This window comes from Bradyrhizobium sp. CCGB20, from assembly GCF_024199855.1.
GTDB lineage: Bacteria > Pseudomonadota > Alphaproteobacteria > Rhizobiales > Xanthobacteraceae > Bradyrhizobium.
On sequence record NZ_JANADN010000001.1, the window covers coordinates 776,153 to 802,924 of the forward strand.

Here is a 26,772-nt window from a genome sequence, read left to right on the forward strand (position 1 = left end):
TGAAGGCTAGATCTTGCGCCCGTGTTTCGCAACGGGAACATCCCGCAACACGAATGCTCGCGAAGCGTGTTGCGTCGCTGTCATATCTGCGACATCATGAAGCGGCCGGTAGTGTGGGGGTCTTCGATGTCGAACAGGTTCACGCAATACATTCTGGCCGCGATGGTGCTGGGCATCGTCATGGGGGCGGCGATCTTCAACTTCCTGCCCGATACGCGCGCCGAATGGGCGTCCTCCATCAACCTGATCGCCATGATGTTCCTGCGCCTGATCAAGATGATCATCGCGCCGCTGGTGTTCGCGACGCTGGTCGGCGGCATCGCGCATATGGGAAGCGGTTCGCGGCTTGGGCGCATCTTCGCCAAGACTATGGGCTGGTTCGTCAGCGCCTCTTTCGTGTCGCTGCTGCTCGGCCTCGTGATGGTCAATCTGCTCCAGCCCGGCGCGAACTTCCCCGGCACGCTGCCTCAGGCGGGGCAATCGACGGGACTGCCGGTCTCGGCCTTCTCGATCGAGAAATTCCTCACCCATCTGATCCCGACCTCGATCGCGGACGCGATGGCGCAGAACGAGATCCTCCAGATCGTGATCTTCGCCGTGTTCTTCTCGGTGGCGATGGGCTCGATGCCCGAACGTTCCAAGCCGATCCTGGCGATGATCGACGATGTCGCCCACATCATGCTCAAGGTGACGAGCTATGTGATGCTGTTCGCGCCGCTGGCGGTGTGGGCCGCCATCACCGCCACCGTGGCCAAGAACGGCCTCGGCGTGCTGTGGAAGCTCGTCGTCTTCATGGGCGGCTTCTATCTCGCACTTGCGATCCTGTGGCTCATCCTGATGGTCGTCGGCTTCATCGTGATCGGGCCGCGCTACAGCCATCTCCTGCGGCTGATCCGCGAGCCGCTGATGATCGCGTTCTCCACCGCGAGCTCGGAGGCCGCCTACCCGAAGACGCTGGAGGGACTGACGAAGTTCGGCGCCTCGTCGCGAATCTCGAGCTTCGTGCTGCCGCTCGGCTATTCCTTCAACCTCGACGGCACGATGATGTATTGCACCTTCGCGAGCATCTTCATCGCGCAGACCTATCACATCGAGATGTCGCTCGCGACGCAGCTTGCGATGCTCGCGACCCTGATGATCACCTCCAAGGGCGTTGCCGGCGTGCCGCGTGCCTCCCTCGTGGTGATCGCCTCGACGCTGTCGCAGTTCGGCATCCCCGAGGCGGGCCTGCTGATGATCATGGGCATCGACACTTTCCTCGACATGGGACGCAGCGCCACCAACGTGATCGGCAACTCGCTCGCGACCGCAGTGGTCGCGAAGTGGGAAGGCGAGCTCGGGCCCGAGCACGAGCTTGGCCCTGGCGAAGCGTCGACGCCGGACATGGTTCCGGGCGAAGTGCCCGCGATGGCCGGCCATTGACGGAGGTGCATCATGCGCCTTTCAACGGCGATATCGGGCGGCCTGTTGCTGGCGGCGTGTCTGCTGGCAACCGGCGCTTCCGCTCAGACTGGTAGCGAGGGGCTTAGCCCAACGCTGTCGGCCATCAAGAGCAGACACACCGTGCGGCTCGGCTACCGCGAAAGCTCGCCGCCGTTCTCCTTCCTCGACCAGTCGGGCCGCCCGATCGGCTACAGCCTCGAGCTCTGCGAGGCCATCGTCGAGGAGATCGGCGTCGAAGTCGACGACCCCAATCTGAAGATCGACTACGTCAAGGTCACTTCGGACGACCGCATCGACGCCGTGCTGCAGAACAAGATCGACCTCGAATGCGGCTCGACCACCGCCAATGCCGAGCGCGGCAAGCGCGTCGCGTTCTCGCCGCTGATATTCGTCGCCGGCACCAAGCTGATGGTGCCGAAGGCGTCGAAAGTCCAGTCGTTGACCGATTTGAAGGGTAAGACCGTGGTGGTGACGAAGGGCACCACCAACGAGCAGGCGATCCAGGCTGCCGACAAGAAGTCGTCATTAGGCCTGAACATCGTCGTCGGCGCCGATCACGAGCAGTCGTACCAGATGCTCGCCGACGGCAAGGCCGATGCGTTCGCGACCGACGACATCCTGCTCTCCGGCCTGATCGCGCGCCACAAGGCGCAGGACAAGTTCCGCGTCACCGGCGACTATCTGTCCTACGACCCCTACGGCATCATGTTCAGGAAGGGCGAGCCGCAACTCTCTGCGGTGGTCGACCGCACCTTCCGCAAGCTCGGCTCCAACCAGGACCTCATCCCGCTCTACAACAAATGGTTCATCGCGCGGCTTCCGACCGGCGAACGCCTGAACGTGCCGATCTCCTTGCAGCTGGAAGAGGCTTTCAAGGCGATGGACGATTCCGCGAGCGCGAATAATTAGGTTGCGGGTTCTCTTACCCTCCCCTGGAGGGGGAGGGTCGATCGCGCGTAGCGCGAGCGGGGTGGGGTGATCTCTCCGCACGGGCACCGCTTCCTTGGAGAGACCGTCACCCCACCCCGTCTCGCATCGCTGACGCGTTGCGAGCCGACCCTCCCCCTCCAGGGGAGGGTGGAGGGTCGGCACCTGCGCCACCGCTGCTAACTTCCTCCAAACACCCGATCCAGCGCCGCATCATACGTCGCCTGCACCAGCTCCGGATGCAGCTTCGCCAGCGCTTCCATCATCACGCCGGAATTGACCTCCAGCACCCGCCAGGCGTCGTCGACACGGACCACGTCAATCGATGCGAAAGTGATGCCGATGGCGGCGGCGGCTTCAACGGCGAGTTGCGCGCAAATCGCTCGGACCTCGCCGTCCTCCATGAGCACCGGCCGCGCACCGGCGTCGAGATTGTGCCGCCAGTTCAGGATACGGTGCTCGCCGTTCGGGACAACCGCGTTCACTTCCTGCGCAGTGAGCTCGCGAAGCTGCCTGTCATGTCCCGCCTCACTCGCCAGCTCACGCAATGTGCGCAAGCCATCGCCAACAACCTGCGGCCGTTCCTTGCGATAGACGGTCATCGGCTTGTCATCGAGCAGGATGACGCGGACCTCGTCCTCGATCTCGACATAGGGCGCGATAACGAGGCCGAGGCTCGAGGAAAACACCTCGGTCACGGCGCGATCGAGCTCGTTCCGGTTCGTCACCTTGAACACCGCGCGTCCGGACGTGCCCTCGTTCGGTTTCACCACCACGCCTTGCGGATTCTGGGCGAGCAGCATCAGCATCGCCTGCTGCCAGTCGGGGCCGGCAACGTGCGCGCCCATGCTCGGATTGAGGAAGAGGCGATGGGGAATGCAGGGCACGCCCTCGAGCGTGAGCACCTCGGCAGCGGCCGATTTGTCGTTGGCGAGGCGATGCGCGATGGCGCTGTTGAGGCCGATGTCGTAGCCGAACGCGAAATGGCGCTCCCCGTGCCCGCTCATCGCGAGCAGCCAGCCCCCGGAGCGGACATCGAGCGCGATGCCATGGCTCGCGCAATAGCGCCTGATCGCCTGGACGAAGATCCGCTCGCCGGTTGCCGCCATGTGCTTCGGTCGCTCGTTTCAGTCATTGCTGTCGCCAAAAGCCGCAAAAATGCGGGAAACGGCGCCAAACCGGGGTGAAAATCAGAGCTATTCTTAATGAAATTCTCGCGAGCGCGATGGAAATTAAGTGCTCCGATCGCGCCTGAAAGGGAAAAGAAATTGCCCTCCGCGCGCGCCCGGCAGCGGATTCATTAATGATGTGACCATTTCCGCCGCAAATGCCGGTTTGACCGGCATCAATTGCATCCGGAACGAGGTTGATTATTGGCCTCAATGGCGTAGATGACACACGCGAAATCCTCCGCCATGGCAATGGTGTCCGCCCAGCTTTCAGGGGCCGGGCTGCGCTTTTGCCCTAAAACCGCAATTATTCGGAATATCGAAAATCATGAGCGCGTTTTACCGAGAGAAGGTTCTTTCCGTCCAGCACTGGACCGACACGCTGTTCAGCTTCCGCGCCACGCGCGATACCGGCTTCCGCTTCCAGAACGGCCAGTTCGCGATGATCGGCCTCGAGGTCGAGGGCCGTCCGCTGCTGCGCGCCTACAGCATGGCGAGTGCCAACCACGAGGAAGAGCTCGAGTTCTTCTCGATCAAGGTTCAGGACGGTCCGCTGACCTCGCGCCTCCAGAAGATCAAGGAAGGCGACACCATCCTGGTCGGCCGCAAGGCGACCGGCACGCTGATCACCGACAACCTCATCCCCGGCAAGCGGCTGATGCTGCTCTCGACCGGCACCGGCCTCGCGCCGTTCGCCAGCCTGATCAAGGACCCCGAGGTCTACGACCAGTTCGAGAGCATCGTGCTGGTGCATGGCTGCCGCCAGGTCTCCGAGCTCGCTTACGGCGAGAAGCTCGTCGCGAATTTGCGCGAGGACGAGCTGTTCGGCGAGCTGCTCGCGGACAAGCTCATCTACTACCCGACCGTGACCCGCGAGCCGTTCAAGAACCGCGGCCGCATCACCGACCTGATCAACTCCGAGCAGATCTTCAACGATATCGGCCAGGGCCCGCTCGACATCGCCACCGACCGCATCATGATGTGCGGCAGCCCGGCGATGCTCGAAGAGCTGAAGGTCATGTTCGAAGGCCGCGATTTCATCGAAGGCTCCGGCAACAAGCCCGGCCATTTCGTGATCGAGAAGGCGTTCGTCGAGCGGTAAGCGCCGCTCGCGCTTTGCGGCGCGACGCCTTTAGCCACAACATCGGCGTCGTCCCGGGGCGCGCGTAGCGCGAGCCCGGGACCCATAACCACAGGGCGTGGTTTGGCGAAGGCTCGGAGTTATCAGCGCGTGCCATAACCTCTCCCTGTGGTTATGGGTCCCCGCCTTCGCGGGGACGACACCGGTGGTGTGACGGGCATCTCGCGCCACACTCACCCCCTCACCATCCTCCCCCGACTTTGTTATTGGCGCGTCTCGCGCACCCCTTGTTATAAGCTCGCGCCAAAATCTCGCCGCGATGTTGCAATGCGAGAGCAGGGGAGCTGCGCAGATCTTGTCCGTGATCGATCATGGTCCGCCGAGACCGACTGCCTTCGTGCTGGCGGGCGGCGGCAGCTTCGGGGCAATCCAGGTCGGGATGATGCACTCGCTGGCGCGGCACGGGGTCGTCGCCGATCTCGTGGTCGGCTCCAGCGTCGGCGCGATCAACGGCGCCTATTATGCCGGCGATCCCTCGCTCAAGGGCGTGCTCGGGCTTGAAGCGGTCTGGCGCGGGCTGAGGCGTCATGATGTTTTCCCGGTCACCTGGCGAAGCCTCGCCGGATTCATGTGGCGGCGCGATTTCCTGATTCCCCATGACGGCATCCGCAGGCTGGTCGAGGACCATCTGCCCTATCGCAACCTCGAGGACGCCGCGCTGCCGGTGCATATCGTCACCACCGATTTCGTCTCCGGCGAGAGCGTGGTGCTGTCGGAGGGGTCGGCGGTGGAGGCGATCCTGGCGTCCACCGCGATCCCCGGCGCCTTCACGCCAGTCCGCTACAATGGTCATTTCCTCGCCGACGGCGCGATCTCCTCGAACACGCCGGTCCGGGTCGCGATCCGGAAAGGCGCAAAAAGGCTGGTCGTGCTGCCGACCGGGCACGCTTGCGCGGTGAAGGATCCGCCGGTGGGCGCGGTTGCCAATGCCCTGCATGCGCTGACACTGCTGATCGCGCGGCAATTGGTGGCGGAGCTCGAAGGGCTGGCTTCCGACATCGAATATGTCGTGGTGCCGCCGCTCTGTCCGCTGGTGGGATCTCCTTACGATTTTTCGCGCTCCGACGACCATATCGAGCGCGCGGTCGCGAGCACCGATGCCTGGCTGGCGCGAGGCGGCCTCGATCAGCACGGCGTCATTCCGCACGAGGCGCAGCCTCATGGTCACTGATTCGTCATTTCGCTTGAAGCTATTGCACTGCAAAAGCCCGCCGCCGGACGGATTGATTTGCGGCATCCGGATTCGGTAGCTTCAAGACAGGTCCGCGTCATATCTGTGGACGTGGCGCGGGCGTATCATGCCCCGTCAGATTGGCGAGAGGGATGTGGTGGTGGCCAACGATAACAAGACGCAAGCTTCGCCCGAAGGGCTGATGGAAATCCTGCTGCTGCCGTTCTCGCCACGTTTCATCGTGCTGACGATCTGCGCGGTGGTCACCGCGCTGCTGATCGGCATCGGCATCGCCGACCGCAAGATCTTCGACATTCTGTTGATCCCGATCCTGATCTTTGGCGCCCTGACGCTGCTTGGTGTCCGCGACCTCATGCAGAAGGGCCATGCGGTTCTGCGCAACTACCCGATCTCGGCGCATATCCGCTTCCTGCTGGAAGAAATCCGCCCGGAGATGCGGCAGTACTTCTTCGAGAGCGAGAAGGACGGCATGCCGTTCTCGCGCGACATCCGCGCGGTGGTCTATCAGCGCGCCAAGATGGAGCTCGACAAGCGTCCGTTCGGCACCCAGGAGGACGTCTACCGCGAGGGCTACGAATGGATGCACCATTCGGTCGCGCCGAAGGCGCATGCCGAAGAGAAGTTTCGCGTTATGATCGGTGGACCGGAGTGCGCGAAGCCCTATTCCGCCTCGGTGTTCAACATCTCCGCGATGAGCTTTGGCGCGCTCAGCCCGAACGCCGTGCGCGCGCTCAATGCCGGCGCAAAGAAGGGCGGCTTCGCGCATGACACCGGGGAGGGCGGCTTCAGCCCTTATCACGGCGAGATGGGTGGCGACATCATCTGGGAGATCGGCTCCGGCTATTTCGGCTGCCGTCATCTCGACGGCACGTTCGATCCGGAGGCGTTCACGCGGGTCGCGAGCCAGGACCAGATCAAGATGGTCGAGCTCAAGATCAGCCAGGGCGCCAAACCCGGCCATGGCGGCGTGCTGCCCGCGGCGAAAGTCTCGGCGGAGATTTCCAAGATCCGCGGCGTTGCGATGGGCGAGGACTGCATCTCGCCGGCCTCGCATCGCGCCTTCTCCACGCCGATAGGCATGGTTCAGTTCATCGCCGAGATGCGCCGCCTCTCCGGCGGCAAGCCGGCAGGGTTCAAGCTGTGCATCGGCCATCCCTGGGAATTCCTCGCGATCTGCAAGGCGATGCTGGAGACCGGCATCTATCCGGACTTCATCGTCGTCGACGGCAATGAAGGCGGCACCGGCGCGGCGCCGCTGGAGTTCATGGACCATCTGGGCATGCCGATGCGCGAGGGCGTTAGTTTCGTCCATAACGCGCTGGTCGGCATCAATGCGCGCGACCGCATCAAGATCGGCGCCTCCGGCAAGATCGCGACCGCCTTCGACATGGCGCGCGCGATGGCGATCGGCGCCGACTGGTGCAATTCGGCGCGCGGCTTCATGTTCTCGCTCGGCTGCATCCAGTCGCTGAGCTGCCACACCGACCGCTGCCCGACCGGCGTTGCGACGCAGGACCCGACGCGCGCGCGTGCGCTCTATGTGCCGCTCAAGATCGACCGGGTGCACAATTATCACCACGCCACGCTGCACTCGCTGACCGAACTGATCGCCGCGGCCGGTCTCGAACATCCGCGGCAGCTGCGCCCGATCCACTTCACCCAGCGCACCTCGACGACGGACGTCAAATCCTTCGCGCAGCTCTATCCGGCGCTGCGCCCGGGCGAGCTGCTCGAAGGCACCGAAGATCCGCGCTTCCGCGATGCCTGGCGGATGGCGCAGGCCGCGTCGTTCCAGCCGGCGCTGTAAGGCGCGATTCCGCCGCATGATCCCGCCGCGCCTTGCGGCGCCGTAATTTCATCGGGGATCGCGGTTGGTGCACCCTCTCCCCGAGTAAGGGGAGAAGGAAAAGACGGCGCTCACCCCGTCTCCACCTCGCCCAGCTGGCTCGCCAGAATCTTGTCGATCCTCCGCCCGTCGAGATCGACGACCTCGATGTGCCAGCCGGCGAAGTCGAAGGCATCGCCGACATTGGGCAGCACGCTGAATTGTTGCAGCACGAGGCCCGCCACCGTGTTGTAGCGGTGCGGCGGCAGCTCGATGCCGAGCAGCTCGCCGAACTCGTCGACCGGCATCCAGCCGGCGATCAGGAGCGACGAGTCGGCGCGTTTGACATAGGCCGGCTCCGGCGGTCCCTCCTCGGAATGGAAGGCGCCGACGATCGATTCGAGGATGTCGGCGGCGGTCACCATGCCTTCGAAGGCGCCGTATTCATCGTAGACCAACCCGACGTGAACCGGTGCTGCTTTCAGGATGGCCAGCACATCGCGCGCGTCCGCCGACGCCGGGATGCCGGGTGCCTCGCGCACGAGCGCGCGCAGATCCGGGCTGCGCTGGCTCATATAGGCGATCAGCAAATCCTTGGCCTGGAGCACGCCGATCGGCTTGTCGCGATCTCCGTCGGAGACGGGAAAGCGCGAATGCGGGCTCTTTACGATGATCTCGTGAATGGCCTCCGGTGTATCGTTCAGGTCGATCTCGTTGACCTCCGTGCGCGGCGTCATGATTGCGCCGACCGGCCGGTCGCCGAGCCGCATGACGCCGGCGATCATCTCCTTTTCGCCGGACTCGAGCACGCCCGCGCTCTCGGCCTCGCTGACCAGATGATGGATCTCGTCCTCCGACACCTTCTCTTCGGCCTTGCCGCCGCGGCCGAGCAGCGTGAGGATCAGCTTGCCGGAGAGGTCGAGCAGGAAGACGAGCGGTAGTGAAACCCGCGCCAGCATGTGCATCGCGGGGGCGACCCTGACCGCGATGCTCTCGGGGTCGCGCAGCGCCACCTGCTTCGGCACCAGCTCGCCGACGATCAGGGTGGCGTAGGTGATGAGTGTGACGACGATGCCGACGCCGACGATGTCGGCAATCCCTGCGGACAGGCCAAGCTCGACCAGCCATTGCGTCAGCCGCTGTCCGAGCGTCGCGCCGGAGAACGCGCCCGAGAGCACGCCGACCAGCGTGATGCCGATCTGCACCGTCGAGAGGAATTTTCCAGGATCGGCCGCGAGCGTCAGCGCCCGCTCGGCGCCGCGCACCCCCTTGGCGGCAAGCAGCGACAACCGGGCCGGGCGGGACGAGACTACGGCCAGCTCGGACATGGACAACAGGCCGTTAATGACGATCAGAACGACGACGATAATGATTTCGACGGACAACATTTTGCGCAAGCAGAAGGGGCACCTGACCCGGCGAGCGCCGGACCAAGCCCCTTATATATGAACTCGACGGGCAATTTGCCGGTTCCAACCAAATTGCCGCACCGGAACCTTGCTTGCGATGCTCAGAACTCGCCGTGCAGCCGCCCCGAGAATACCGACACCGGTCCGCGGTCGGCGTTGTAGGCCGGGTTGACGATGAGCTGGTAGTCGGCGGTGAAGGTCAGCGCCTTGTTCAGCGCATAGGCGTAGTAGGTTTCGAGGATGCGCTCCTTGCGATAGTTCAGCGCGCCGTCGCCGACCAGCACGCCGAGGCCGCCGGCGGCCAGGAAGTCGCGGTAGTCCTGCGAGATGGCATTGATGGCGCCGCCGATGCCGATCACGTCGTCGGGCCGGCCCCATTTCGTGCCCTTGATCGAAAGACCGCCGGCCAGGCTGCTGTTGATGTCGGTGAAGGCGAGCGTTTCGAAACGGCCATCGTTCCAGCTCCAGCGGCCGAACAGTCCGACATCGTCCGTGATCGCCTGTTCGAGGTTGAGCACATAGCCATACTTCAGACGGCCGCGCCGGGTCTGCGCGATGTCGAGATTGAGCGCGGGATTGTCCAGCGTCTCGCGGAAGCTGCCCATGTTGGCGCTGTCGACCCAGCCCATGGTCCTGAGCTTGCCGGGCTGGCCGAACAGCGAGAACCGCGTCTCCAGCTCGAGCGCATACTGGCCGCGCTCCCCGATCCTGGTGTCGAAATGATTCGAGTTGGGCTCCGCGACCATCAGGAAATAGCCGCCGCGCAGCGCCCATTGCTTCTGGTTGAGCTCGGCGGTGACGCCGTAGGTGAGACCGACCTTGTCGGCGGAATAGTCGAAGGCGCCCGGTGCCCACAGCGACCAGTTCATGAAGTCCTTGCGGGTGTCCTTGGCATAGGCATTGCCGTCGAACACGTCGATCGCCGCGAACTTGCCGGCCTGCACCGTGAGCCTGGAAATGTCGACCTTCTGTCCAAGCTGCAACTGGCCGCTCGCAAGTTCCTCCTGCTCGCCGCCAAAGCCGAACGTCTGGCGCACGAACAGGCGCGAGGTGTTGTAATGCGGATAGGGGAAGTTCGACTTCTGCGCTTCGCCGTTGGGGAAGCCGGCGGCGCCGACGGTGTCGTTCAGTCCAAAACCCTGGAGCAGCTCGGGATTGTAATAGACCTCGCCGCCGTCCCACAGCCGTGCGTTCAGGAACAGGCTGTTGCTCCAGGTCGCCTTGGCCTGCGCCGACGGTGAGAGCGAGTTCGTTCCGCTGTAGAGGGCGGGGAACGACGGATAGCCTTGCGGCAGATAGGTGCTCTGGCCGTGAATCTCCCAGCGATCCGATTCCGTGTCGATCAGCGAGCTCTTCGGGTTGTAGCTCGGCATGCCCGGCCAATCGACCTTGCGGTTGAGGCCGAGCCTGACCTGCTGGAAGTCGAGCGAGGAGGAGGTGTATTGGGCGCCCCTGGAGAAGGCGACGTTCGCGCCGTCGAACCGGCTGTAGAGATATTCGAGCCGCGCGCTCCAATGCGGCGCGAAGCCGTATTCGATGCCGGCACCTGCGATCCAGCCGGGCCGCGTGTTCAGGATTTTCGGGACATCTGCGCCGGAGGCCGGCGTGTCGAAATAGCGCTCGCCCATCCATGCAAAGCCGCCGGTGGCGTAGACCAGCCACGGTCCGCTGGTGTAGCCGACGCGGCCGCGCACGCTCGCGGTGTAATCCCACTGCTGGGTGACGGTGTGGGCGGGCGTTGCCAGGAAGGAGACGATCGAGTTCGAGGTGATGTAGTTGGGAAACGAGAAATCGCCTTCGACGCCGACGAGCCAGCCGGAGTTGAGCCGGTAATTGTAGCCGGCCTGCACGCCGCCGATCATGCCGCTGAAGACACCGCTGTCGTTGACTGCAGCGCCGTCATTCAGCGCAAAGCGCGACGAACCAAGGCTGTAGCCGGCATGCGCGCCGATATAGAGGCCGGTCCAGTCATAGACCGCTTTCAGCGCCGGGGCCTTCAGCGGCAGATCGGCCGCGCGGCCGGCGGCAGGAAGAGCCATCACGCCCGAGGCAATCGCCGCAGCCGTCCGCAAGTATCTGTAACGGTGACCTCTCAAAATCAAAACGCACGCCCCCAAAACGCAGATGTGTCCCACCCGCCGCGATACCCCAGCCGATTCGCGGCGACTCTGTCACCAGGAGTTGGTTGCTCCCGCGTTCGGACCAGACGATCTCGATTCGACGCGACTTCTTCCCAAGCCCCTGAGCTTGTTGCGAAGCTTATTGCGATTAATTCGCAATAGCAACTGGCACGGATCGCCGCAGAGAATGGTTCGCACCGCTGTGTGACGGGGCTGCAACAATGTCTCGCTGCCCGAAATGGATGACCCCGCCCGGGGGGACATCCGGGCGGGGTCGGGGCACGACACGGGGTGGATGAGGCGCCCGTGTCGGACGCAGGATCCACGTGTGAGATCGGCCTCAGGTACTCAGATCAGTAGCAGGTGCGAACGCGGCCAACGTACTGGCCGAAGGCGTTGTACTGGGCGACCCAGCCGCAGCGGTGATAGCCGTAATAATAGGGGTCGTTGCTGGCGGCGACCGCGGAGCCGACGACGGCGGCGGTGGCGATGCCGGCACCCACACCCCAGACCCAGCCGGGCTGCTTGGCTTCGGCCGAGGAGGTGGTGGACACGATGCTGCCGGTGACGGCGAGGGCAGCGAGAGCGACGGCGGCAATCTTGGTCTTGATCGACATGTGAAACTCCATCCGGGTTGAGGCGGTCCGTTGTGGCCCGCGTGCCCAATTGGACGGAGGCTGCTCGCGTCCGGTTCGAAGGCGCGAAATGCGGCCCCCGAATCCGGGTCATTCTTGAATGATTTCAGGATGATGCGAGCTAACCGAGAGGCCCTTTGGCGAGCCTGCTCACGTCGAAGTTATCGACTTCGGCCAGCAGCTCGCAGAAGGCCGTCGCGCCCTGATCAAGCAGCTGCTCGCCCTTCTCGGGGACGGCGAGCGTCGCATTGCCGATTGCGCCGCTGGCATGGAGATCCTGCGCCTGCCAGGCGAACGGTGCGGGCCGCTGCGTCGACAGCCAGCGATATTGCTTCTCCATCGCGATGCTGCTCGCGGGAAAATCCGCGATCGCATCAACGCGCACCTGATCGGGATAGCGTGCCAGCATGATCGAGGTTTCGACCGCGCCGCCGTGAATGCCGTGGCGCACTTCATCCGCCGGGAACAGTTTCTCCGCGCCCGACAGCCGCGACCACGACGTCGTCACCACGAACAGCCTGTGATGCGCGCGCAGATCCTGCGCGACCAGCATCATGGCCGCGCTGTTGCCGCCATGGCTGGTGATGATGACGAGCTTCTTCATCCCGCGGCGCGCGATGTCCTCACCGGTCGCGGTCCATCGCTTCAGCGCCACCTCAGTCGGCAGCGTCTGCGTGCCCGGATAGTCGATATGCTCGGTGGAAATTCCGACCGGTTCGACGGGCAGGAACGTCGCCGGAACATCCGCGGGCAACAGCTCGCGCACGCGCGCGAGATAGGCGTCCGCGATCAGCACGTCGGTCTCGAGCGGCAGATGCGGCCCGTGCTGCTCGGTCGCCGCCAGCGGCAGCACCGCGATCCAGCGCGAGGGTTCCGAGGGCGCGGTCTCGCTCCAGTTGATGTCGGTCCAGTCGCGGGGCGGAGACGAATTCATCGAGGTTTCTTTGCGCCGATTTGTAACGTAATTTGGAGCTCTTCGGGGGACGCTGCTCGGCCGGCCGCGTCTTCCGAAATTTCTTGTTTATCATGGGCCGGAACGATCGACGGAGTCCAATCATGCGCCCCATCCATCTGCGGCGAGCGTTAACGGGAGCCCTGGTGGCCGCCTCTCTCGCGGCCCTGCCGGTGCGTGCGGAGACGCTGGACAAGGTCACCTTCGGCACCAATTGGGTCGCCGAGGCCGAGCATGGCGGCTTCTTCCAGGCGGTCGCCGACGGCACCTACAAGAAATATGGGCTCGACGTCACCATCGTTCCCGGCGGTCCCAACGAGAACAACCGGATGCTGCTGATCGCCGGCAAGATCGATTTCTTCATGGCCGCGAACACGCTGATGTCGTTCGATGCGGTCGCCAACAACGTCCCCGTCGTCACGATCGCCGCGGTCTTCCAGAAGGATCCGCAGGTGATGCTGACGCAGCCCGATGCCAAGGTCGCGAAAATTGAGGACCTCAAGCCGCTGACGCTGTTCGTCTCCAAGGAGGGCATGACCAGCTACTTCCAGTGGCTGAAGTCCGAATACGGTTTCAGCGAGAAGAACGTCCGTCCCTATAATTTCAATCCGCAGCCCTTCATCGCCAACCCCAAGAGCGCGATGCAAGGCTACGTCACCTCCGAGCCCTTCGCCGTCGAGAAAGCCGCGGGCTTCAAGCCGAACGTGCTGCTGCTCGCCGATTCCGGCTTCAACACCTATTCGACCCTGATCGAGACCCGCCGCGACGTGGTCGAGAAGAAGCCCGACCTGGTGCAGCGCTTCGTCGATGCCTCGATGATCGGCTGGTACAACTACATCTACCGCGACAATTCCGCGGGCAACGCCATGATCAAGAAGCTCAATCCGGAGATGACCGACGAGCTGCTCGCCTATTCCGTCGCCAAGATGAAGGAATACGGCATCGTCGATTCCGGCGAGTCGCTGAAAAACGGCATCGGCGCGATGAGCGACGATCGCTACAGCTCCTTCTTCAACAAGATGGTGAAGGCCGGCGTCGTGAAGCCCGATCTCGATTTCCGCAAATCCTACACCCTGCGCTTCGTCAATAAGGGCGTCGGCGTCGAGCTGCGCCCCAGCAAGCCGTAAACGCAAGGTCGATGTCACCAATCAAAACTCCGGCCGGGGTCGAGACCGGCCTGACGGCCTTGGCCGTCAGCCTGCGCGGCGTGACGAAGGCCTATGACAACGGCGTCATGGCGCTCGGCCCGCTCGATCTTGCCGTGCGCAAGGGCGAGTTCATTTCGTTGCTGGGGCCGTCGGGCTGCGGCAAGTCGACGGCGCTGCGCATCATTGCAGAGCTCAGTGCGCCGTCATCAGGCACTGTGCGGCTGGCGCGTCACGAGGGCGTGCCGCAGCCGGGCCACGGCATCGGCTTCGTGTTTCAGGAGCCGACCCTGATGCCCTGGACCAGCGTGCGCGAGAACGTGCGGTTGCCCCTGAGGCTCGCAGGTGTGCCGAAGGCGGACGCGCGTGCGCGCGCCGACGCGGCGCTGGCGAGCGTCGGGCTCGCCGATTTCGCCGAGGCTTATCCGCGCGAGCTCTCCGGCGGCATGAAGATGCGGGTGTCGCTGGCGCGCGCGCTCGTCACCGATCCCGACATCCTCCTGATGGACGAGCCGTTCGCCGCGCTCGACGAGATCACGCGCTTCCGCCTCAACAACGATCTGCTCGCGCTGTGGCGCAGCCTTGGCAAGACCGTCATCTTCGTCACCCATTCGGTGTTCGAATCCGTCTATTTGTCGCAGCGCGTCGTGGTCATGACGGCGCGGCCCGGCCGCATCCAGGCCGACATCCGCATCGAGACGGTCGAGCCGCGGGCTGAGGAGTTTCGCACCTCGGCCGCCTATTCCGATTATTGCCGCCGCGTGTCGGCCGCGTTGGCGCCGTCCTATTCGGGGCAGTCGACGCTATGAACGCGCCAGCTGCCGTCACCGCAAGGCCATCAGGCGCGCAACGCGCGATGCGCTTCGTGCTGCCCGTCATCGTGTTCGCGGCTGGCCTCCTCGCCTGGGAACTGGTGGTCCGCATCAAGGACATCCCGCCTTACGTTTTGCCGGCGCCCTCCGTCATCGTCCTGACATTGATCAAGGACTGGTCGGTTCTGTCACAATCGCTCGCTGCCACGCTTCTGACCACACTCGAGGGCTTTGTCGCCGCCAGCATCGGCGGCATCGCGCTGGCGCTGCTGTTCAACCAGTCGAAATGGGTGGAATATTCGCTCTTCCCCTATGCCGTGGTCCTTCAGGTCACGCCTGTCATCGCGATTGCACCGCTGCTGCTGATCTATCTGGAGCAGCAGACCGCGGTCGTGGTCTGCGCCTTCATCGTCGCCTTTTTCCCGGTGCTGTCCAACACCACGCTGGGGCTCAATTCGGTCGATCGCAACCTTGCCGGCCTGTTCCAGCTCTACGGCGCCTCGCCGCCACAGACCCTGCGCTTTCTGAAGCTGCCGGCGGCGCTGCCCTATATCCTCGGCGGCCTGCGGATTGCCGGCGGCCTGTCGCTGATCGGCGCGGTCGTGGCCGAAATCGCGGCCGGCACCGCCGGCGCCGGCTCCGGGCTCGCCTACAGGATCGCCGAATCCGGCTATCGATTGAACATACCCCGCATGTTCGCAGCGCTGCTTTTGTTGTCGCTGGCCGGGATTGTCATCTATGGGGTGCTGGCGCTAGTTTCCCACCTCGTTTTACGGCGCTGGCACGAGAGCGCGCTTGGAAAGGACAACTGATGACTGCCGCTTCGATTTCGTCCGAAAAGATCGATCTTCTGATTTATGGACCGGTGCGGCCGATCCTCGACAACGGTTTTTCCGATCATTTCGTCGTGCACAAGGCGGAGACGCGGGGCGATCTCGAGCGGTTGACGCCGGCGATCCGCGAAAAGATCCGCGGCGTGGCGGTGACCTATCACACCGTGCGCGCCGACAAGGAGTCGCTGTCGCAGCTGCCGAAGATCGAGATGGTGGCGAGCTTCGGTGTCGGCTACGACCACATCGACGCCAAATACGCGGCCGAGCACAACATCATCGTCACCAACACGCCCGACGTGCTGACCGAGGAGGTCGCCGACGTCGCGATGGGTCTTCTGATCTCGACCGTGCGTGAGTTCATCAAGGCCGACCGTTACGTCCGCTCCGGGCTCTGGCAGACCCAGAACTATCCGCTCAGCGTCGGCTCGCTGCGCGATCGCAAGGTCGGCATCGTCGGCATGGGCCGCATCGGCCAGGCCATTGCGCGCCGGCTCGATGCCTCGCTGGTGCCGGTGGTCTACCACTCCCGCAATCCGTCCAAGGACGTCTCCTACAAGCACTATCCCGATCTGATCGAGATGGCGAAGGCGGTGGATACGCTGATGGTGATCGTGCCCGGCGGCGCCAGCACCAACAAGATGATCAATGCCGAGGTGCTGAAGGCGCTCGGCCCCCGTGGCGTGCTGGTCAACGTGGCGCGCGGCTCGGTGGTCGACGAGCAGGCGCTGGTGCAGGCGCTCAAGTCCGGCACCATCCTGGCCGCCGGCCTCGACGTGTTCGCGGCCGAGCCGACCGTGCCGGACGAGCTCAAGGCCATGCAGAACGTCGTGCTGCTGCCGCATATCGGCTCGGCGTCGGTGGTGACGCGCAACGCGATGGATCAGCTCGTGGTCGACAACCTCAAGTCCTGGTTCGCCGGCAAGGCGCCGTTGACGCCTGTCGCCGAAACGCCGTTCAAGGGGCGCTGATGTCTGGTCTTCGGGTCGTTGCATTCGCCGTCGCGGCCTGTTTGGCCGCGATCGGCCCTGCGCTGGCGCAGGATGCGACGACCCTGAAGAAGGAGATGCCCGGGCAGTGGGAGCTGTCGACCACCGAGCGCAGCAAGACCTGTGTCGTCACGCTCAAAGCTGACGCCGCGGGGCAGGCGTTCAAGCTGGAGCTGGAGCCTGCCTGCAAGACCGCGCTGCCCTTCACAAAGGATATCGTGGCCTGGAGCGTCAAGGGCCTCGACATCGTTCGTTTGCAGGACGCGACCGGTGAAGCCGTGATCGACTTCACCGAGGTCGAGGCCGGGATCTTCGAAGGCCTGCGGCAGGGCGAGGGCGTCTACATCCTCCAGGATCTCGCCGCCGCCCGCTCGATGGCCAAGTCGATGGACCAGATGATCGGGGACTGGTCGATGGTGCGCGGCAACGGCCAGCCGGTGTGCGGGCTGACGCTGACCAACACCGAGGCGAGCCCGGACAATTTCCAGGTCTTCCTCAAGCCGAAATGCGATCCGGCGATTGCGCAATTCAATCCGGCGCAATGGCGGCTCGAGCGCGGCCAGATCGTCCTGATGTCGAAATCGGGCGAGGTCTGGCAGTTCGAGGCCGACGACAACGCGCAGTGGCGGCGCGTCCCCGATACCGCCGATCCCCTGATCATGCTGCGTCAGTAGGCGCCCGCCTCGTTCGCATCGGCGAGGCGTGCAGGCCGGATCTCGAGATTGGCCCAATTGCGCTGGTACTCGCCTTTCAGACTCTCGAATGAGACCATTTCTTGCTCCCGAAAATTGATGAATAATCGAAATTTCGTAGCAAGCCAGATATGAGCCGGGCGCTGTGATCAGCGCGTGACTCCAGCGCGATCTCCCGCAAATGTGGCAGGTTGCCGGGCCGGGGCATGTGAAATGGCTTACAGCTTCAGCGGGAAAATGCGCGGCGCGCCCAGACCATAGCCGTGGCCTTCATCGGCAGCGCGAACCGCCGGCGAGGGAACCTGCATGGTCGTCCGTCCGTTAACGACGCAGACGGTCCGGCAAGGAGTCCTGCATGGCCAAGCGCATCCTCGCGATCGGCATCGAACCCGGCAATGCGGACTACAGCGCGTTCCCGCAGCTCACGCCGGAGCTGGTGCGCGATTACATCGAGGCGCAATTGCTGCGGCTGCGCGATCTCGGCTACGAGGTCACGAGCTGCCTGATCGATCTCGACGTCACCGCGGAAGCCGGCGTCACGGCGGCGCTGCGCGAGGAGAGCTTCGACTGCATCGTGATCGGCGCGGGCCTGCGCGAGCCGAAGGAGCGCCTGCTGCTGTTCGAGAAGGTGCTCAACCTCGTCCATCGCCTGGCGCCTGACGCCGCGATCTGCTTCAACACCACGCCGGCCGACACGGCCGAGGCTGTGCAGCGGTGGATCGATTCCTGACCTCCAACCGGCCGGCCTGTGCATCGCACGCGGCATGGTTTGAGCCGTCGTCGGCGATTTGTCTGGTCCGAATCCGCTTGCGGCGCTATCACTGGCCTCATCACGGGGAGGGCGAGCATGCTTCGAGGTCTTCGCATTGGAAGTTTTGGAATCGCGGCATGTCTGACGGTTGCGATGGCAATGCCGGCGCATGAGGCTGCGGCCCAGGATGCCATCGGCGGCGCGATTATTGGCGGTGTCGGCGGGGCAATCCTCGGCGGCGCGCTCGGCGGTGGACGTGGCGCGGCAATCGGTGCCGTCGTCGGTGCCGGCACCGGCGCCGCAATCGCCTCCGAGGGCGAGCGCCGCCGCTCCGGCTATTACGCCTATCAGCGCGGCTGCTACATGCAGCGCCCCGACGGCTACTACGTCCGGGTCGACCACAGATATTGCTACTGAAGCCCGGAAGCGTCGTCGCGCCTTAGCTCTTGCCGCGCTCCTCCGGCATGATCTGGAGCAGCGCCTCCGGCTTGATCGAGACCTCGCCGGCGAACGGCCGGTCATGCGCGGCGATCAGCAGGACCGAGGTGGCGACGCCGGTCGCGAACAGGCCCATCGCGATCGCCGATCCCAGCCGGTTGTCGCAATGAACGAGGCCGATCACCAGCAGCGCACAGGCGGCCTGGAGGTAGAGGCACCACCATTTGACCGGGTTCACCGCGGCGAGGCTGACGATGATCCGCTGCCGCCGCGCATCCAGCGCCTGCTCCAGCGCCGCGATGAGCTCGCGCTGCACATTCGCCTGACCCGGGCTGCGGAGCGCGCTGGCCTCGCGGCTCACCGCGGCGCTGGCGCGGTCGCTGTCGCCCCAGACCTGCGCCGCGGTGAAGGCGACGAACAGGCCGAAGATGATGCCGAGCACCGGCAGCATGCCCGGCGAGATCGCCTTCAGCGATTTCGCGCGCTCTCCCGTCGCGACAAGCGCAACGCCTGCGAAGATGGCCGCGGTCAGAAGATAGGTGAACCCGAAGATCACCAGCGCCATCACGGGTACAGGCAGATTGTGCAGCCAGTCGCTCATCGTGTCCTTGTCATTTGGTTTGGAGCCCTAGATCAACCGCATCCCGCGCAGGCTGGCATGGCCGCTCTTGCCGACGATGATGTGGTCGTGCACGGAGATCCCGAGCGGTTTTGCGATGTCGATGATCGCCTTGGTCATCTGGATGTCGGCCTGCGAGGGCGAGGGATCGCCGGAGGGGTGGTTGTGCACCAGGATCAGCGCGGTCGCCGACAGCTCGAGCGCGCGCTTGATCACCTCGCGCGGATAGACCGGGGTGTGGTCGACGGTGCCGGTCTGCTGCACCTCGTCGGCGATGAGCTGGTTGCGCTTGTCGAGGAAGAGCAGGCGGAATTGCTCCTTGTCGGCAAACGCCATGCTGGAGCGGCAATAGTCGATCACCTCGTTCCAGGACGACAGCGCGTCGCGGCTGTTCACCTCACCCTTGGCGACGCGATGCGTTGCGGCGGCGATCAGCTTGAGCTGATGGATCGCGGATTCCCCGATGCCCTCGACCTCGCGCAGGCGCACCACGGGGGCATGGACCACCTCGGCGAACGAGCCGAAGATCTTGATCAGCGCTTTCGCCAGCGGCTTGGTGTCGCGCCGCGGCAGCGCCGCGAACAGCGCCATCTCCAATAGCTCGTAGTCGCTGAGCGCATCCGCGCCGGCGCTGTAGAAGCGCTCGCGCAGCCGCTCGCGGTGGCCGAGATAATGCGGCGCTTCCTCCGGCTTGCTCTTGTCTTGGTCTCGCTTGGCGGGCATCGGCCGCCAGCATTGCCGCGGAACTCTGTTTTTGCAACCGTCAATTGCGCTGCTCAGCGGCCGCGCTTCAGCCCCGGCACCAGCGCGGCGAGCCGGTCCTTGATCGGCCGGCCGAACATGCCCGCGGGCGGCGGCCCCGGCGGTGGTCCACCGCCGATGCCCGGCGGCGGCGGGCCGGCGCGCCCGACGGTTGCCTCCGCGCGGCGGTCGACGCCGAGCGTCAAGCTCGCGACGTAGCGGTCGCGCTCCTCCTTCACCGCGCAGAAGGTGCGATGCTCGGGATCGGAACGCGCGATGACGTGGTCGTTGGCGTTGATCACCATGCGCTGCCGCGCGCGGTCGCCGTAATCGGGCACGTTGGTGTAGATGAACTCGTTCAGCGCGTCGGGCAGGAAAGTCTGCCCGGTCAGCACCGTGCGCTCGTCGAGGAACACCTTGAAATGGATATGCGTGGTGCGGCCGTCATACCAGCCGGGATAGATGGTGTTGAATGTCACCCAGCCGGCTTCGTCGGTGACTTGCGTGCCGCGCAAGAACGTCTTGCCGGTCGCATCGATGTTGTGCGCATCGCTCTGGCCGGGGAAGGCCGAATAGAGCCCCTTCGCGTCGCAATGCCAGATGTCGATCCGCGCGCCCTTGATCGCCGTGCACGGGCCGGCCTCGATCACGCGCAGCCGCAATGTCAGCGGCACGCCGGGCTTGCCTTCGGTGATGTCGGACCGAACGAGCTTCGGATCAGAATAGAACGGCCCTTCCTCCGCCTGCGGTGTCAGGATGCAGGCCGGCTCGCTGTCCGCGGCGTTGGCTGGCGCTGCCTGCGCGCGGGTTTGCAGCAGGCCGGCGGTGCCGGCCGACACAAATCCCAGAAATCCGCGCCGCGTGGAATTGTTCACCCGCTTACTCCTGCTCGTTCGATCAGAGATCGTCATCGACAAGCAGGATGGCAAGATCAGGCTTTGAAGATGGCGACAATCAGCCCCGCGGTTTCTGATCATGTCGCGCCGGCAGGGGCACCGTGACTGCCACCACGCCGACGAGAATGAGCGCCATTCCGCCAAGGCTGGACCAGGTAAAGCGCTCGCCGAGCCACGCCGTGCCGAGCGCCACGGCAAAGCCCGCGCGCAGATAGCTCCCGCTGGTCGTGCCGAGCGGGCCGAGCGTGTGGATCAGCCGGAAATAGATTACCATCGCAAGCGCCGTGCAGACGATCGCGAGCGTGATGACCGCTGCGATCGCCGCGGCGGGCGGTGGCGAGAGTGTCCACGGCCGCTCGATGGCGGCTGCGGTGGGGATCATCAGCACTGCTGCGCAGCTCATCGCGCCGGCCGCCGTGACGATTGCGGGCAGGCCCGAGAAGCGCTGGCCCCATATCGGCGCAAGCGCGTAGCTGAGGCTCGCGCACAGCACGGCGATCTGGGCGAGCGGAGCCGCCGTGCCGATCCCCGAGAACGCCTCGGCTCCCATGGTCACGGCAACCCCGGCGAGCCCCAGAGCGACGCCGATGATCTTCCGGCCGGTGATGGTCTGTCGCCCGCGCCCGGTCATCAATGCGATGGCGAGCACGAACATCGGCGGGGTCGCGTTGAGCACGCCGGCCAGACCACTCGCGATGTGCGCCTCGCCCCAACTGATCAGGGTGAAAGGCAGCGCGCTTTGCAACAGCCCTTGTACGACGAAAGCGGCCCATACCGATCCTCGGCGGGGAAGGGCGTGTCCCTGCGCGAGCGCGATCAGGATCAGGAGAATGGCCGCGATCGTCACCCGCGCGGCGACCATCGTGAAGGGCGGTATCGTCGGGATCGCGACCTTGATCAGCGTGAACGAAGCGCCCCAGATCAGCGAGAGAAGCAGCAGGAGCCCGATCTCGAATGCGAGACCGGTGTGCTCTGATGTCGTTTGTTGCGCCTGTGTGCTCATGCCATTTGCTCCGCGATCTGCCGGCACCATGATGCGGAGCTGCGACGCTGGCTGGCTGAATTCGGACCTCATCACCCGACGAGGTCCGATTTCAGCTACTCGGCGGACCGCGTTGAAACTATGATTTCGCCATGGCGACAGGCCCGGCGCATCGGCAGACGCTGCCACCGCATCTCGATTGGGAGACCTGTGATCGGGCGCGTCTCGCGCGCGCCCGCGCGTTCGATGGGCTGTTCTTCTCCGGCGTCCGCTCGACGCGCATCTATTGCCGGCCGGTCTGTCCGGTGCGCCCCGCTCGCTCCGAGAACGTCACTTTTTATGCGACCGCCGCTGCCGCCGAGCGCGCCGGCTTTCGTCCATGCCTGCGCTGCCGGCCGGAAACCGCGCCGGGTTCGCCGGCCTGGATGGGAACGGCCACCACCGTCGCGCGCGGGATGCGCCTGATCCATGACGGTTTTCTGAATCAGGCGTCGATGACGGAGCTTGCGGAAGCCCTCGGCGTCGGGCCGCGCCATCTGCTCCGCCTGTTCATGCGCCACGCCGGTGCGAGCCCGAGCGAGATCGCCGCGACCCGCCGTGTGCAGGAAGCCAAGCGCCTGATCGACCAGAGCGACATGACATTGGCGGAGATTGCGTTTGCTGCGGGCTTCGGCAGCGTTCGCAGATTCAACGACGCCTTTGCCGCGACCTACAAGAGGGCGCCGTCGTCATTCCGGCGCAGGCGATAGCCGACGCGCCAGAGTTAGCCGATCTGCTTCTCGCCGTGCCGCTCCGACAGTGTGAAGATCTCGACGCCGGTGGAGGTGACGCCGACGGAGTGCTCGAACTGCGCCGACAGCGAGCGGTCGCGCGTCACGGCGGTCCAGCCGTCGGAGAGGATTTTGACGTGCGGCTTGCCGAGATTGATCATCGGCTCAATGGTGAAGAACATGCCGGGCTTGAGCTGAACGCCTTCGCCCGGGCGGCCGATATGGATGATGTTCGGCTCGTCGTGGAACATGCGGCCGAGGCCATGGCCGCAGAAATCGCGCACCACGCTCATGGCCTGCGGCTCCACAAAGCTCTGGATCGCGTGGCCGATGTCGCCGGTGGTGGCGCCGGGTTTGACGGCGGCGATGCCGCGCATCATCGCCTCATACGTCACCTCGATCAGCCGCTCGGCCTTGCGCGCGATCGGGCCGACCGCATACATCCGGCTGGAATCGCCGTACCAGCCGTCGACGATGAAGGTGACGTCGATATTGACGATGTCGCCCTCTTTCAGCGGACGGTCGCCGGGCATGCCGTGGCAGACCACGTGGTTGAGCGAGGTGCAGGTCGAGTAGCGATAGCCGCGATACATCAGCGTCGCCGGATAGGCATTGTTGCTGAAGGCGAAGTCGCGGACGAACTGGTCGATGCGCTCGGTCGGCACGCCGGGTGCGACGATGTCGGTGAGCTCGTCGAGGCACTTCGCCACCAACGCGCCCGCCTTGCGCATGCCGGCAAAGGCGGCCGGCCCATGCAGCTTGATCTGTCCGGTCTTGCGCAGGGAGGTATCGGAGGCTTCGACGTAGCTCATGCGGGCGCTATCTTCTGAAATGGGCTCGATATTGGCGGAAAGGATTGATTTCAGGCCATAATCTAATGATCGCGGGCCTTCATGCAAGCCAAGCGTGGCTCTTGCACCCGAAACAGGGCCTAATTCGGGACTTCTACGGTGGTTTCCACCGGCAGCGCGCCGCCGCGGACGCGGATCTCGCGGACGGGATAGGGAACCCGGATGCCCTCGCGCTTGAAGGCCTCCCACAGCGCCAGCATCACGTCGCTCTTGACGCCATCCATGCCGTCGGGGTCCGCGATCCAGAAGGTCAGCGAGAACTTCATCCCGGCCTCCGCGAACTCGGTCAAAATGCTGTTCGGCGGCTTGCCCTTCTGCGCGCGGGGATGGGCGGCGGCGGTCTCGGCGGCGAGCTTGCAGACCAGCCGCGGGTCGGCGTCGTAATTGGTCCCGAAGGCGATCTTCACCAGCGTGTTCTTGTCGGTATAGGTCCAGTTGACGACCTTCTGCGTCACGAGATCCTCGTTCGGCACCAGGAATTCGCGGCCATCGCCGGCGGCGACGGAAATATAGCGCGTCTTCATCGCACTGATGCGCCCGGTATTGTCGCCGATGGTGACGAGGTCGCCGGGCTTCACCGACTTGTCGGCGAGCAGGATGATGCCCGAGATGAAATTGGCGACGATCTTCTGCAGGCCGATACCGATGCCGACGCCGACCGCGCCGGAGAATACCGCGAGCGCGGAGAGATCGATCCCGACCGCGCCGAGCGCAATGACGATGGCGATGGCCAGAAGCCCGATGCGGATGATCTTGACCAGCAGCACCTGCACCGACGGCGTCAGGTCGGTGGTCGCGTTGATCCGGCTCTCGGCGAAATTGCTTGCGATGTTGGTGAGCCACAGCGCGATGAGCAGGAGCGCACCGGCCTTGATTACCAGCAGCGGCGTCAGCCGCAGGCCGCCGAGCACGATGGCGAAGGAATCGAGTAGCTCGACCGTCGCATCGAGCTGGCCGAGGATGGAAAGGGCGGCGACAAACCAAGCCGTGATCGATACCAGCCTGACGATGAAGGCATTGCGCAGCACCGAGGTCACGAGCCGGATCACAAGCCAGGCGAGGCCCAGCTTGGCGGCGACCATCAGCAGATAGCTGCGGCTCGGCCATGTCGCGTGATACATCACCACGCGCTCGATGATCACCAGCAGGGTGAACACCGCCGTCGAGGCGCTGGAGACCATCACCCGCGCGAAATGCCGGAGCGGCAGCGGCCAGCGCAGCGCCAGGGACGTCATGTCGACGCGCCTGCGAATACCAGACTCTGCGGCATAGGCGATGCCGGCCGCGGCCAGGATGAGGCCGAATTGCAGGTAGAACCAGGGTGAGGAGATTTCCGCCCCGACGCTGCGTGCGGTGGTCTGCACGAACTCCATGAAATCTTTGAGGTCCATGTCCATCGGTCTCGTCGGGAAGCGGGCGGGCGGAATTGATTCGAGGGAGCCGCAGAATCCCACAAAGGCAGCGGCCCGGCCATCGATACACCGCTAAGTGAAGTGCGTTAAGGCCGCAAAATACGGGCAGATTGCCGCGAGCGGACGAAAATGGGTTGGCGTGGGAGTCCGCCGACGATAAGGATGCAATTCCAGCGAATTGTACCCGGAAGGTGGATGGCTTCCCTCGACTCTGTCAGCCTCGCCATATTGCTCGGCGCCGTCCTCGTCATGGCCGGTATCCTGTCGAGCCTGCTTGCTCTGCGCTTCGGCGCGCCCTTGCTGCTCGTCTTCCTTGCCATCGGCATGCTTGCGGGCGATTCCGGCCCCGGACAGCTTCAGTTCGACGACGTCCGCACCACCTATCTGGTCGGCTCGGTGGCGCTCGCCCTGATCCTGTTCGACGGCGGCCTGAAGACGCGCTTTGCCAGCATCCGCACCGTGCTCGCGCCCTCCGTGGTGCTCGCGACCGTCGGCGTGCTGCTGACCGCGCTGATCACGGCGCCTTTCGCCAAATACGCGCTCGACCTCAACTGGGCGGAATCGCTGCTGGTCGGTGCCGTCGTGGCCTCGACCGACGCCGCCGCGGTGTTCCTGCTGGTGCACACCCAGGGCCTGCGCCTGCGCCCGCGCGTCGGCGCGACGCTGGAGGCCGAATCCGGCACCAACGATCCGTTCGCGATCTTCCTCACCCTGATGCTGGTCGAGTACATCTCGCTGGGGTCGAGCTCGGCGGGCCACGTGGCGATGGAGTTCATCCAGGAGGCGGTACTGGGCGCCGCCGTCGGCGTGGTCGGGGGGCGTCTCGTCGTCGTCGCGCTCAACCAGGTGGCGCTGCCGCAGGGCCTGCATGCGCCGTTCGTGACCACGGGTGCGCTCGTGATCTTCGGCGGCTCGCAGATCATGCACGCCTCCGGATTCCTCGCGGTCTATCTCGCCGGTATCATCATCGGCAACCGCCCGACCCGCGCGCATAATTCGGTGGTGGCCTTCCTGGATGCGGCGACCTGGCTGGCGCAGATCGTGATGTTCGTGTTGCTCGGCCTGCTGGTTTCGCCGACCCGGCTCGGCGCCAGCGTGTTGCCGGCGGTCGCCGTCGCTTTCGTCCTGATGCTGGTCGCGCGGCCGGTCGCGGTGTTCGTGTGCCTGGCGCCGTTCCGCTTCAACTGGCGCGAGAAGATCTTCATCGCCTGGACGGGCCTGCGCGGCGCGGTCGCGATCTTCCTGGCGTCGATCCCGATGCTGGTCGGGCTGTCGAAGGCCTATCTCTATTTCGATGTCGCCTTCGTCGTCGTCATCATCTCGCTGCTGCTGCAGGGCTGGACGCTGGCGCCCGCCGCGCGCAAGTTGCACGTCGCGCTGCCGCGCGCCGAGCGTGGTCCGCGCCGTGTCGAGCTCGATCTGCCCGGCCAGCTCGAGCAGCAGCTCGTCGGCTATCCGGTGCGGCCCAAGAGCCTGTATTTCCGCCGCGGTCTGATCCCGTCATGGTCCAAGCCGACGCTGGTCATCCGCAACGAGAACATCTTGACCCCGACGGAAGCCGATCCGATCGCGCCCGGCGACTACATCTATCTGCTGGCTCCGCCGGAAAAGGCCGAGGCGCTCGACCGCTTCTTCGTCGACATGCAGCCGAGCTCGGCGCCTGATCCGCACCTGCTCGGCGACTTCATGGTCTCCGGCGAGCACACGCTGGCCGAACTCGCCGAGATCTACGGCGTGCGGGCCGGCGAGGACGAGAGCAAGCTGACCCTCGCCGACTATTTCGACGTCCATCTCGACCGTGCGCCGAAAGAGGGCGCCGAGCTCGCGCTTGGCGAGATCGTGCTGGTCGCGCGCTCGATCTCCGGCGGCCGCGTCAACGTCGTCGGCCTGCGCCTGCCGGAAGACGACGAGACGCCCCCGCCGCTGACGCGCAGACAGGCGCTGCGGCGCAAGCTGGCTGACGTCTGGAGCTCGGTGGCGGGGGTCTAGGTTCGGCCGTCGTGCTGGCGAAAGCCGACCGATTGCCAGCGA

At 64.9% G+C, this 26,772-nt stretch carries 25 protein-coding genes; 14 read left to right on the forward strand and 11 right to left on the reverse strand.

Features of this window, described 5'->3' with window-relative positions; translation table 11 throughout:
• The first annotated feature begins 126 nt into the window (after window positions 1–126).
• Window positions 127–1,422: a dicarboxylate/amino acid:cation symporter gene (locus NLM15_RS03630; RefSeq protein ID WP_254115318.1), complete on the forward strand. Its 1,296-nt coding sequence runs from the start codon at window positions 127–129 to the stop codon at window positions 1,420–1,422.
• Window positions 1,423–1,434: 12 nt separating this feature from the next.
• Window positions 1,435–2,352 (forward strand): amino acid ABC transporter substrate-binding protein, encoded by a 918-nt coding sequence (locus tag NLM15_RS03635; RefSeq protein ID WP_254115319.1) that lies wholly within the window; start codon window positions 1,435–1,437, stop codon window positions 2,350–2,352.
• Between the two features lie 197 nt (window positions 2,353–2,549).
• Here NLM15_RS03635 and NLM15_RS03640 read toward each other — a convergent pair whose 3' ends face one another.
• Entirely contained in the window at window positions 2,550–3,479 is a 930-nt protein-coding gene (locus NLM15_RS03640) for a RimK family alpha-L-glutamate ligase (protein ID WP_254115320.1), read from the reverse strand.
• A 388-nt stretch (window positions 3,480–3,867) separates the two neighbouring features.
• Here NLM15_RS03640 and NLM15_RS03645 point away from each other — a divergent pair, with 388 nt between their 5' ends.
• From NLM15_RS03645 to NLM15_RS03655, 3 genes are all read left to right on the forward strand, one after another.
• Window positions 3,868–4,641: a ferredoxin--NADP reductase gene (locus NLM15_RS03645; RefSeq protein WP_254115321.1), complete on the forward strand. Its 774-nt coding sequence runs from the start codon at window positions 3,868–3,870 to the stop codon at window positions 4,639–4,641.
• 298 nt (window positions 4,642–4,939) lie between these two features.
• A complete protein-coding gene (locus tag NLM15_RS03650; RefSeq protein ID WP_375166807.1) occupies window positions 4,940–5,851 on the forward strand; it encodes a patatin-like phospholipase family protein in 912 nt (303 codons plus the stop codon).
• Window positions 5,852–6,053: 202 nt separating this feature from the next.
• Window positions 6,054–7,679, forward strand: a complete 1,626-nt coding sequence (locus tag NLM15_RS03655; RefSeq protein WP_254124138.1) for an FMN-binding glutamate synthase family protein — start codon at window positions 6,054–6,056, stop codon at window positions 7,677–7,679.
• A gap of 110 nt (window positions 7,680–7,789) precedes the next feature.
• Here NLM15_RS03655 and NLM15_RS03660 read toward each other — a convergent pair whose 3' ends face one another.
• The 4 genes from NLM15_RS03660 to NLM15_RS03675 form a co-directional block, all read right to left on the reverse strand.
• Window positions 7,790–9,085, reverse strand: coding sequence for a hemolysin family protein (locus tag NLM15_RS03660; RefSeq protein ID WP_254115322.1), 1,296 nt, complete (start codon window positions 9,083–9,085; stop codon window positions 7,790–7,792).
• A gap of 122 nt (window positions 9,086–9,207) precedes the next feature.
• On the reverse strand, window positions 9,208–11,145 hold the full coding sequence (locus NLM15_RS03665; protein WP_254124139.1) for a carbohydrate porin: 1,938 nt from the start codon (window positions 11,143–11,145) through the stop codon (window positions 9,208–9,210).
• A gap of 434 nt (window positions 11,146–11,579) precedes the next feature.
• A complete protein-coding gene (locus NLM15_RS03670) occupies window positions 11,580–11,843 on the reverse strand; it encodes a hypothetical protein (protein ID WP_254115323.1) in 264 nt (87 codons plus the stop codon).
• Window positions 11,844–11,982: 139 nt separating this feature from the next.
• Window positions 11,983–12,795 (reverse strand): creatininase family protein, encoded by an 813-nt coding sequence (locus tag NLM15_RS03675; protein ID WP_254115324.1) that lies wholly within the window; start codon window positions 12,793–12,795, stop codon window positions 11,983–11,985.
• Window positions 12,796–12,917: 122 nt separating this feature from the next.
• Here NLM15_RS03675 and NLM15_RS03680 point away from each other — a divergent pair, with 122 nt between their 5' ends.
• The 7 genes from NLM15_RS03680 to NLM15_RS03710 all read left to right on the forward strand — a co-directional run bounded on the left by NLM15_RS03680 (window position 12,918) and on the right by NLM15_RS03710 (window position 18,449).
• Window positions 12,918–13,940: an ABC transporter substrate-binding protein gene (locus NLM15_RS03680; RefSeq protein WP_254115325.1), complete on the forward strand. Its 1,023-nt coding sequence runs from the start codon at window positions 12,918–12,920 to the stop codon at window positions 13,938–13,940.
• 11 nt (window positions 13,941–13,951) lie between these two features.
• A complete protein-coding gene (locus NLM15_RS03685) occupies window positions 13,952–14,767 on the forward strand; it encodes an ABC transporter ATP-binding protein (protein ID WP_254115326.1) in 816 nt (271 codons plus the stop codon).
• The gene (locus NLM15_RS03690) at window positions 14,764–15,582 is read left to right on the forward strand and encodes an ABC transporter permease (protein WP_254115327.1); all 819 of its coding nucleotides are present in this window, start codon (window positions 14,764–14,766) and stop codon (window positions 15,580–15,582) included. The genes NLM15_RS03685 and NLM15_RS03690 overlap by 4 nt, the downstream gene beginning before the upstream one ends.
• Window positions 15,582–16,571, forward strand: a complete 990-nt coding sequence (locus NLM15_RS03695) for a 2-hydroxyacid dehydrogenase (protein ID WP_254115328.1) — start codon at window positions 15,582–15,584, stop codon at window positions 16,569–16,571. The genes NLM15_RS03690 and NLM15_RS03695 overlap by 1 nt, the downstream gene beginning before the upstream one ends.
• Window positions 16,571–17,263, forward strand: a complete 693-nt coding sequence (locus NLM15_RS03700; protein WP_254115329.1) for an AprI/Inh family metalloprotease inhibitor — start codon at window positions 16,571–16,573, stop codon at window positions 17,261–17,263. Before NLM15_RS03695 ends, NLM15_RS03700 begins: the two co-directional genes overlap by 1 nt.
• Window positions 17,264–17,636: 373 nt before the next feature.
• Window positions 17,637–18,011: a hypothetical protein gene (locus NLM15_RS03705; protein ID WP_254115330.1), complete on the forward strand. Its 375-nt coding sequence runs from the start codon at window positions 17,637–17,639 to the stop codon at window positions 18,009–18,011.
• 117 nt (window positions 18,012–18,128) lie between these two features.
• Window positions 18,129–18,449 (forward strand): hypothetical protein, encoded by a 321-nt coding sequence (locus tag NLM15_RS03710; protein ID WP_212485685.1) that lies wholly within the window; start codon window positions 18,129–18,131, stop codon window positions 18,447–18,449.
• 22 nt (window positions 18,450–18,471) lie between these two features.
• Here NLM15_RS03710 and NLM15_RS03715 read toward each other — a convergent pair whose 3' ends face one another.
• From NLM15_RS03715 to NLM15_RS03730, 4 genes are all read right to left on the reverse strand, one after another.
• Window positions 18,472–19,071, reverse strand: a complete 600-nt coding sequence (locus NLM15_RS03715) for a DUF4239 domain-containing protein (protein ID WP_254115331.1) — start codon at window positions 19,069–19,071, stop codon at window positions 18,472–18,474.
• Between the two features lie 27 nt (window positions 19,072–19,098).
• Window positions 19,099–19,812, reverse strand: a complete 714-nt coding sequence (gene radC / locus NLM15_RS03720) for a DNA repair protein RadC (protein ID WP_254115332.1) — start codon at window positions 19,810–19,812, stop codon at window positions 19,099–19,101.
• A 53-nt stretch (window positions 19,813–19,865) separates the two neighbouring features.
• Window positions 19,866–20,705, reverse strand: a complete 840-nt coding sequence (locus tag NLM15_RS03725) for an intradiol ring-cleavage dioxygenase (RefSeq protein ID WP_254115333.1) — start codon at window positions 20,703–20,705, stop codon at window positions 19,866–19,868.
• Window positions 20,706–20,784: 79 nt separating this feature from the next.
• On the reverse strand, window positions 20,785–21,729 hold the full coding sequence (locus tag NLM15_RS03730) for a DMT family transporter (RefSeq protein WP_254115334.1): 945 nt from the start codon (window positions 21,727–21,729) through the stop codon (window positions 20,785–20,787).
• Window positions 21,730–21,860: 131 nt separating this feature from the next.
• On the opposite strand from NLM15_RS03730, the gene NLM15_RS03735 reads away from it, so the two are divergent.
• The gene (locus tag NLM15_RS03735) at window positions 21,861–22,457 is read left to right on the forward strand and encodes a bifunctional transcriptional activator/DNA repair enzyme AdaA (protein ID WP_254115335.1); all 597 of its coding nucleotides are present in this window, start codon (window positions 21,861–21,863) and stop codon (window positions 22,455–22,457) included.
• Between the two features lie 14 nt (window positions 22,458–22,471).
• Here NLM15_RS03735 and map read toward each other — a convergent pair whose 3' ends face one another.
• Together map and NLM15_RS03745 are read right to left on the reverse strand one after the other, a co-directional pair.
• Complete coding sequence (gene map, locus NLM15_RS03740) at window positions 22,472–23,290, reverse strand: type I methionyl aminopeptidase (protein ID WP_254115336.1); 819 nt, start codon at window positions 23,288–23,290, stop codon at window positions 22,472–22,474.
• Window positions 23,291–23,409: 119 nt separating this feature from the next.
• Window positions 23,410–24,726 carry a mechanosensitive ion channel family protein gene (locus NLM15_RS03745; protein WP_254115337.1) on the reverse strand — a complete coding sequence of 439 codons (1,317 nt, stop codon included), beginning with the start codon at window positions 24,724–24,726 and terminating at the stop codon, window positions 23,410–23,412.
• 210 nt (window positions 24,727–24,936) lie between these two features.
• On the opposite strand from NLM15_RS03745, the gene NLM15_RS03750 reads away from it, so the two are divergent.
• Window positions 24,937–26,730, forward strand: coding sequence for a potassium/proton antiporter (locus NLM15_RS03750; protein WP_254115338.1), 1,794 nt, complete (start codon window positions 24,937–24,939; stop codon window positions 26,728–26,730).
• Window positions 26,731–26,772 lie beyond the last annotated feature (42 nt).

Excerpts from the sequence above, each read along its gene's own strand:
- NLM15_RS03675 (WP_254115324.1), bottom strand. The coding sequence starts at position 12,795 with ATGAATTCGTCTCCGCCCCGCGACTGGACCGACATCAACTGGAGCGAG.
- NLM15_RS03735 (WP_254115335.1), top strand. The coding sequence starts at position 21,861 with ATGGCGACAGGCCCGGCGCATCGGCAGACGCTGCCACCGCATCTCGAT.
- NLM15_RS03730 (WP_254115334.1), bottom strand. The coding sequence starts at position 21,729 with ATGAGCACACAGGCGCAACAAACGACATCAGAGCACACCGGTCTCGCA.
- NLM15_RS03650 (WP_375166807.1), top strand. The coding sequence starts at position 4,940 with ATGTTGCAATGCGAGAGCAGGGGAGCTGCGCAGATCTTGTCCGTGATC.
- NLM15_RS03655 (WP_254124138.1), top strand. The coding sequence starts at position 6,054 with ATGGAAATCCTGCTGCTGCCGTTCTCGCCACGTTTCATCGTGCTGACG.
- NLM15_RS03635 (WP_254115319.1), top strand. The coding sequence starts at position 1,435 with ATGCGCCTTTCAACGGCGATATCGGGCGGCCTGTTGCTGGCGGCGTGT.
- NLM15_RS03715 (WP_254115331.1), bottom strand. The coding sequence starts at position 19,071 with ATGAGCGACTGGCTGCACAATCTGCCTGTACCCGTGATGGCGCTGGTG.
- NLM15_RS03745 (WP_254115337.1), bottom strand. The coding sequence starts at position 24,726 with ATGGACATGGACCTCAAAGATTTCATGGAGTTCGTGCAGACCACCGCA.
- NLM15_RS03700 (WP_254115329.1), top strand. The coding sequence starts at position 16,571 with ATGTCTGGTCTTCGGGTCGTTGCATTCGCCGTCGCGGCCTGTTTGGCC.
- NLM15_RS03645 (WP_254115321.1), top strand. The coding sequence starts at position 3,868 with ATGAGCGCGTTTTACCGAGAGAAGGTTCTTTCCGTCCAGCACTGGACC.
- NLM15_RS03690 (WP_254115327.1), top strand. The coding sequence starts at position 14,764 with ATGAACGCGCCAGCTGCCGTCACCGCAAGGCCATCAGGCGCGCAACGC.
- NLM15_RS03685 (WP_254115326.1), top strand. The coding sequence starts at position 13,952 with ATGTCACCAATCAAAACTCCGGCCGGGGTCGAGACCGGCCTGACGGCC.
- NLM15_RS03695 (WP_254115328.1), top strand. The coding sequence starts at position 15,582 with ATGACTGCCGCTTCGATTTCGTCCGAAAAGATCGATCTTCTGATTTAT.
- NLM15_RS03630 (WP_254115318.1), top strand. The coding sequence starts at position 127 with ATGTCGAACAGGTTCACGCAATACATTCTGGCCGCGATGGTGCTGGGC.
- NLM15_RS03750 (WP_254115338.1), top strand. The coding sequence starts at position 24,937 with ATGGCTTCCCTCGACTCTGTCAGCCTCGCCATATTGCTCGGCGCCGTC.
- NLM15_RS03640 (WP_254115320.1), bottom strand. The coding sequence starts at position 3,479 with ATGGCGGCAACCGGCGAGCGGATCTTCGTCCAGGCGATCAGGCGCTAT.
- NLM15_RS03705 (WP_254115330.1), top strand. The coding sequence starts at position 17,637 with ATGGCCAAGCGCATCCTCGCGATCGGCATCGAACCCGGCAATGCGGAC.
- NLM15_RS03670 (WP_254115323.1), bottom strand. The coding sequence starts at position 11,843 with ATGTCGATCAAGACCAAGATTGCCGCCGTCGCTCTCGCTGCCCTCGCC.
- NLM15_RS03710 (WP_212485685.1), top strand. The coding sequence starts at position 18,129 with ATGCTTCGAGGTCTTCGCATTGGAAGTTTTGGAATCGCGGCATGTCTG.
- radC (WP_254115332.1), bottom strand. The coding sequence starts at position 19,812 with ATGCCCGCCAAGCGAGACCAAGACAAGAGCAAGCCGGAGGAAGCGCCG.
- NLM15_RS03680 (WP_254115325.1), top strand. The coding sequence starts at position 12,918 with ATGCGCCCCATCCATCTGCGGCGAGCGTTAACGGGAGCCCTGGTGGCC.
- NLM15_RS03665 (WP_254124139.1), bottom strand. The coding sequence starts at position 11,145 with ATGGCTCTTCCTGCCGCCGGCCGCGCGGCCGATCTGCCGCTGAAGGCC.
- NLM15_RS03660 (WP_254115322.1), bottom strand. The coding sequence starts at position 9,085 with ATGTTGTCCGTCGAAATCATTATCGTCGTCGTTCTGATCGTCATTAAC.
- map (WP_254115336.1), bottom strand. The coding sequence starts at position 23,290 with ATGAGCTACGTCGAAGCCTCCGATACCTCCCTGCGCAAGACCGGACAG.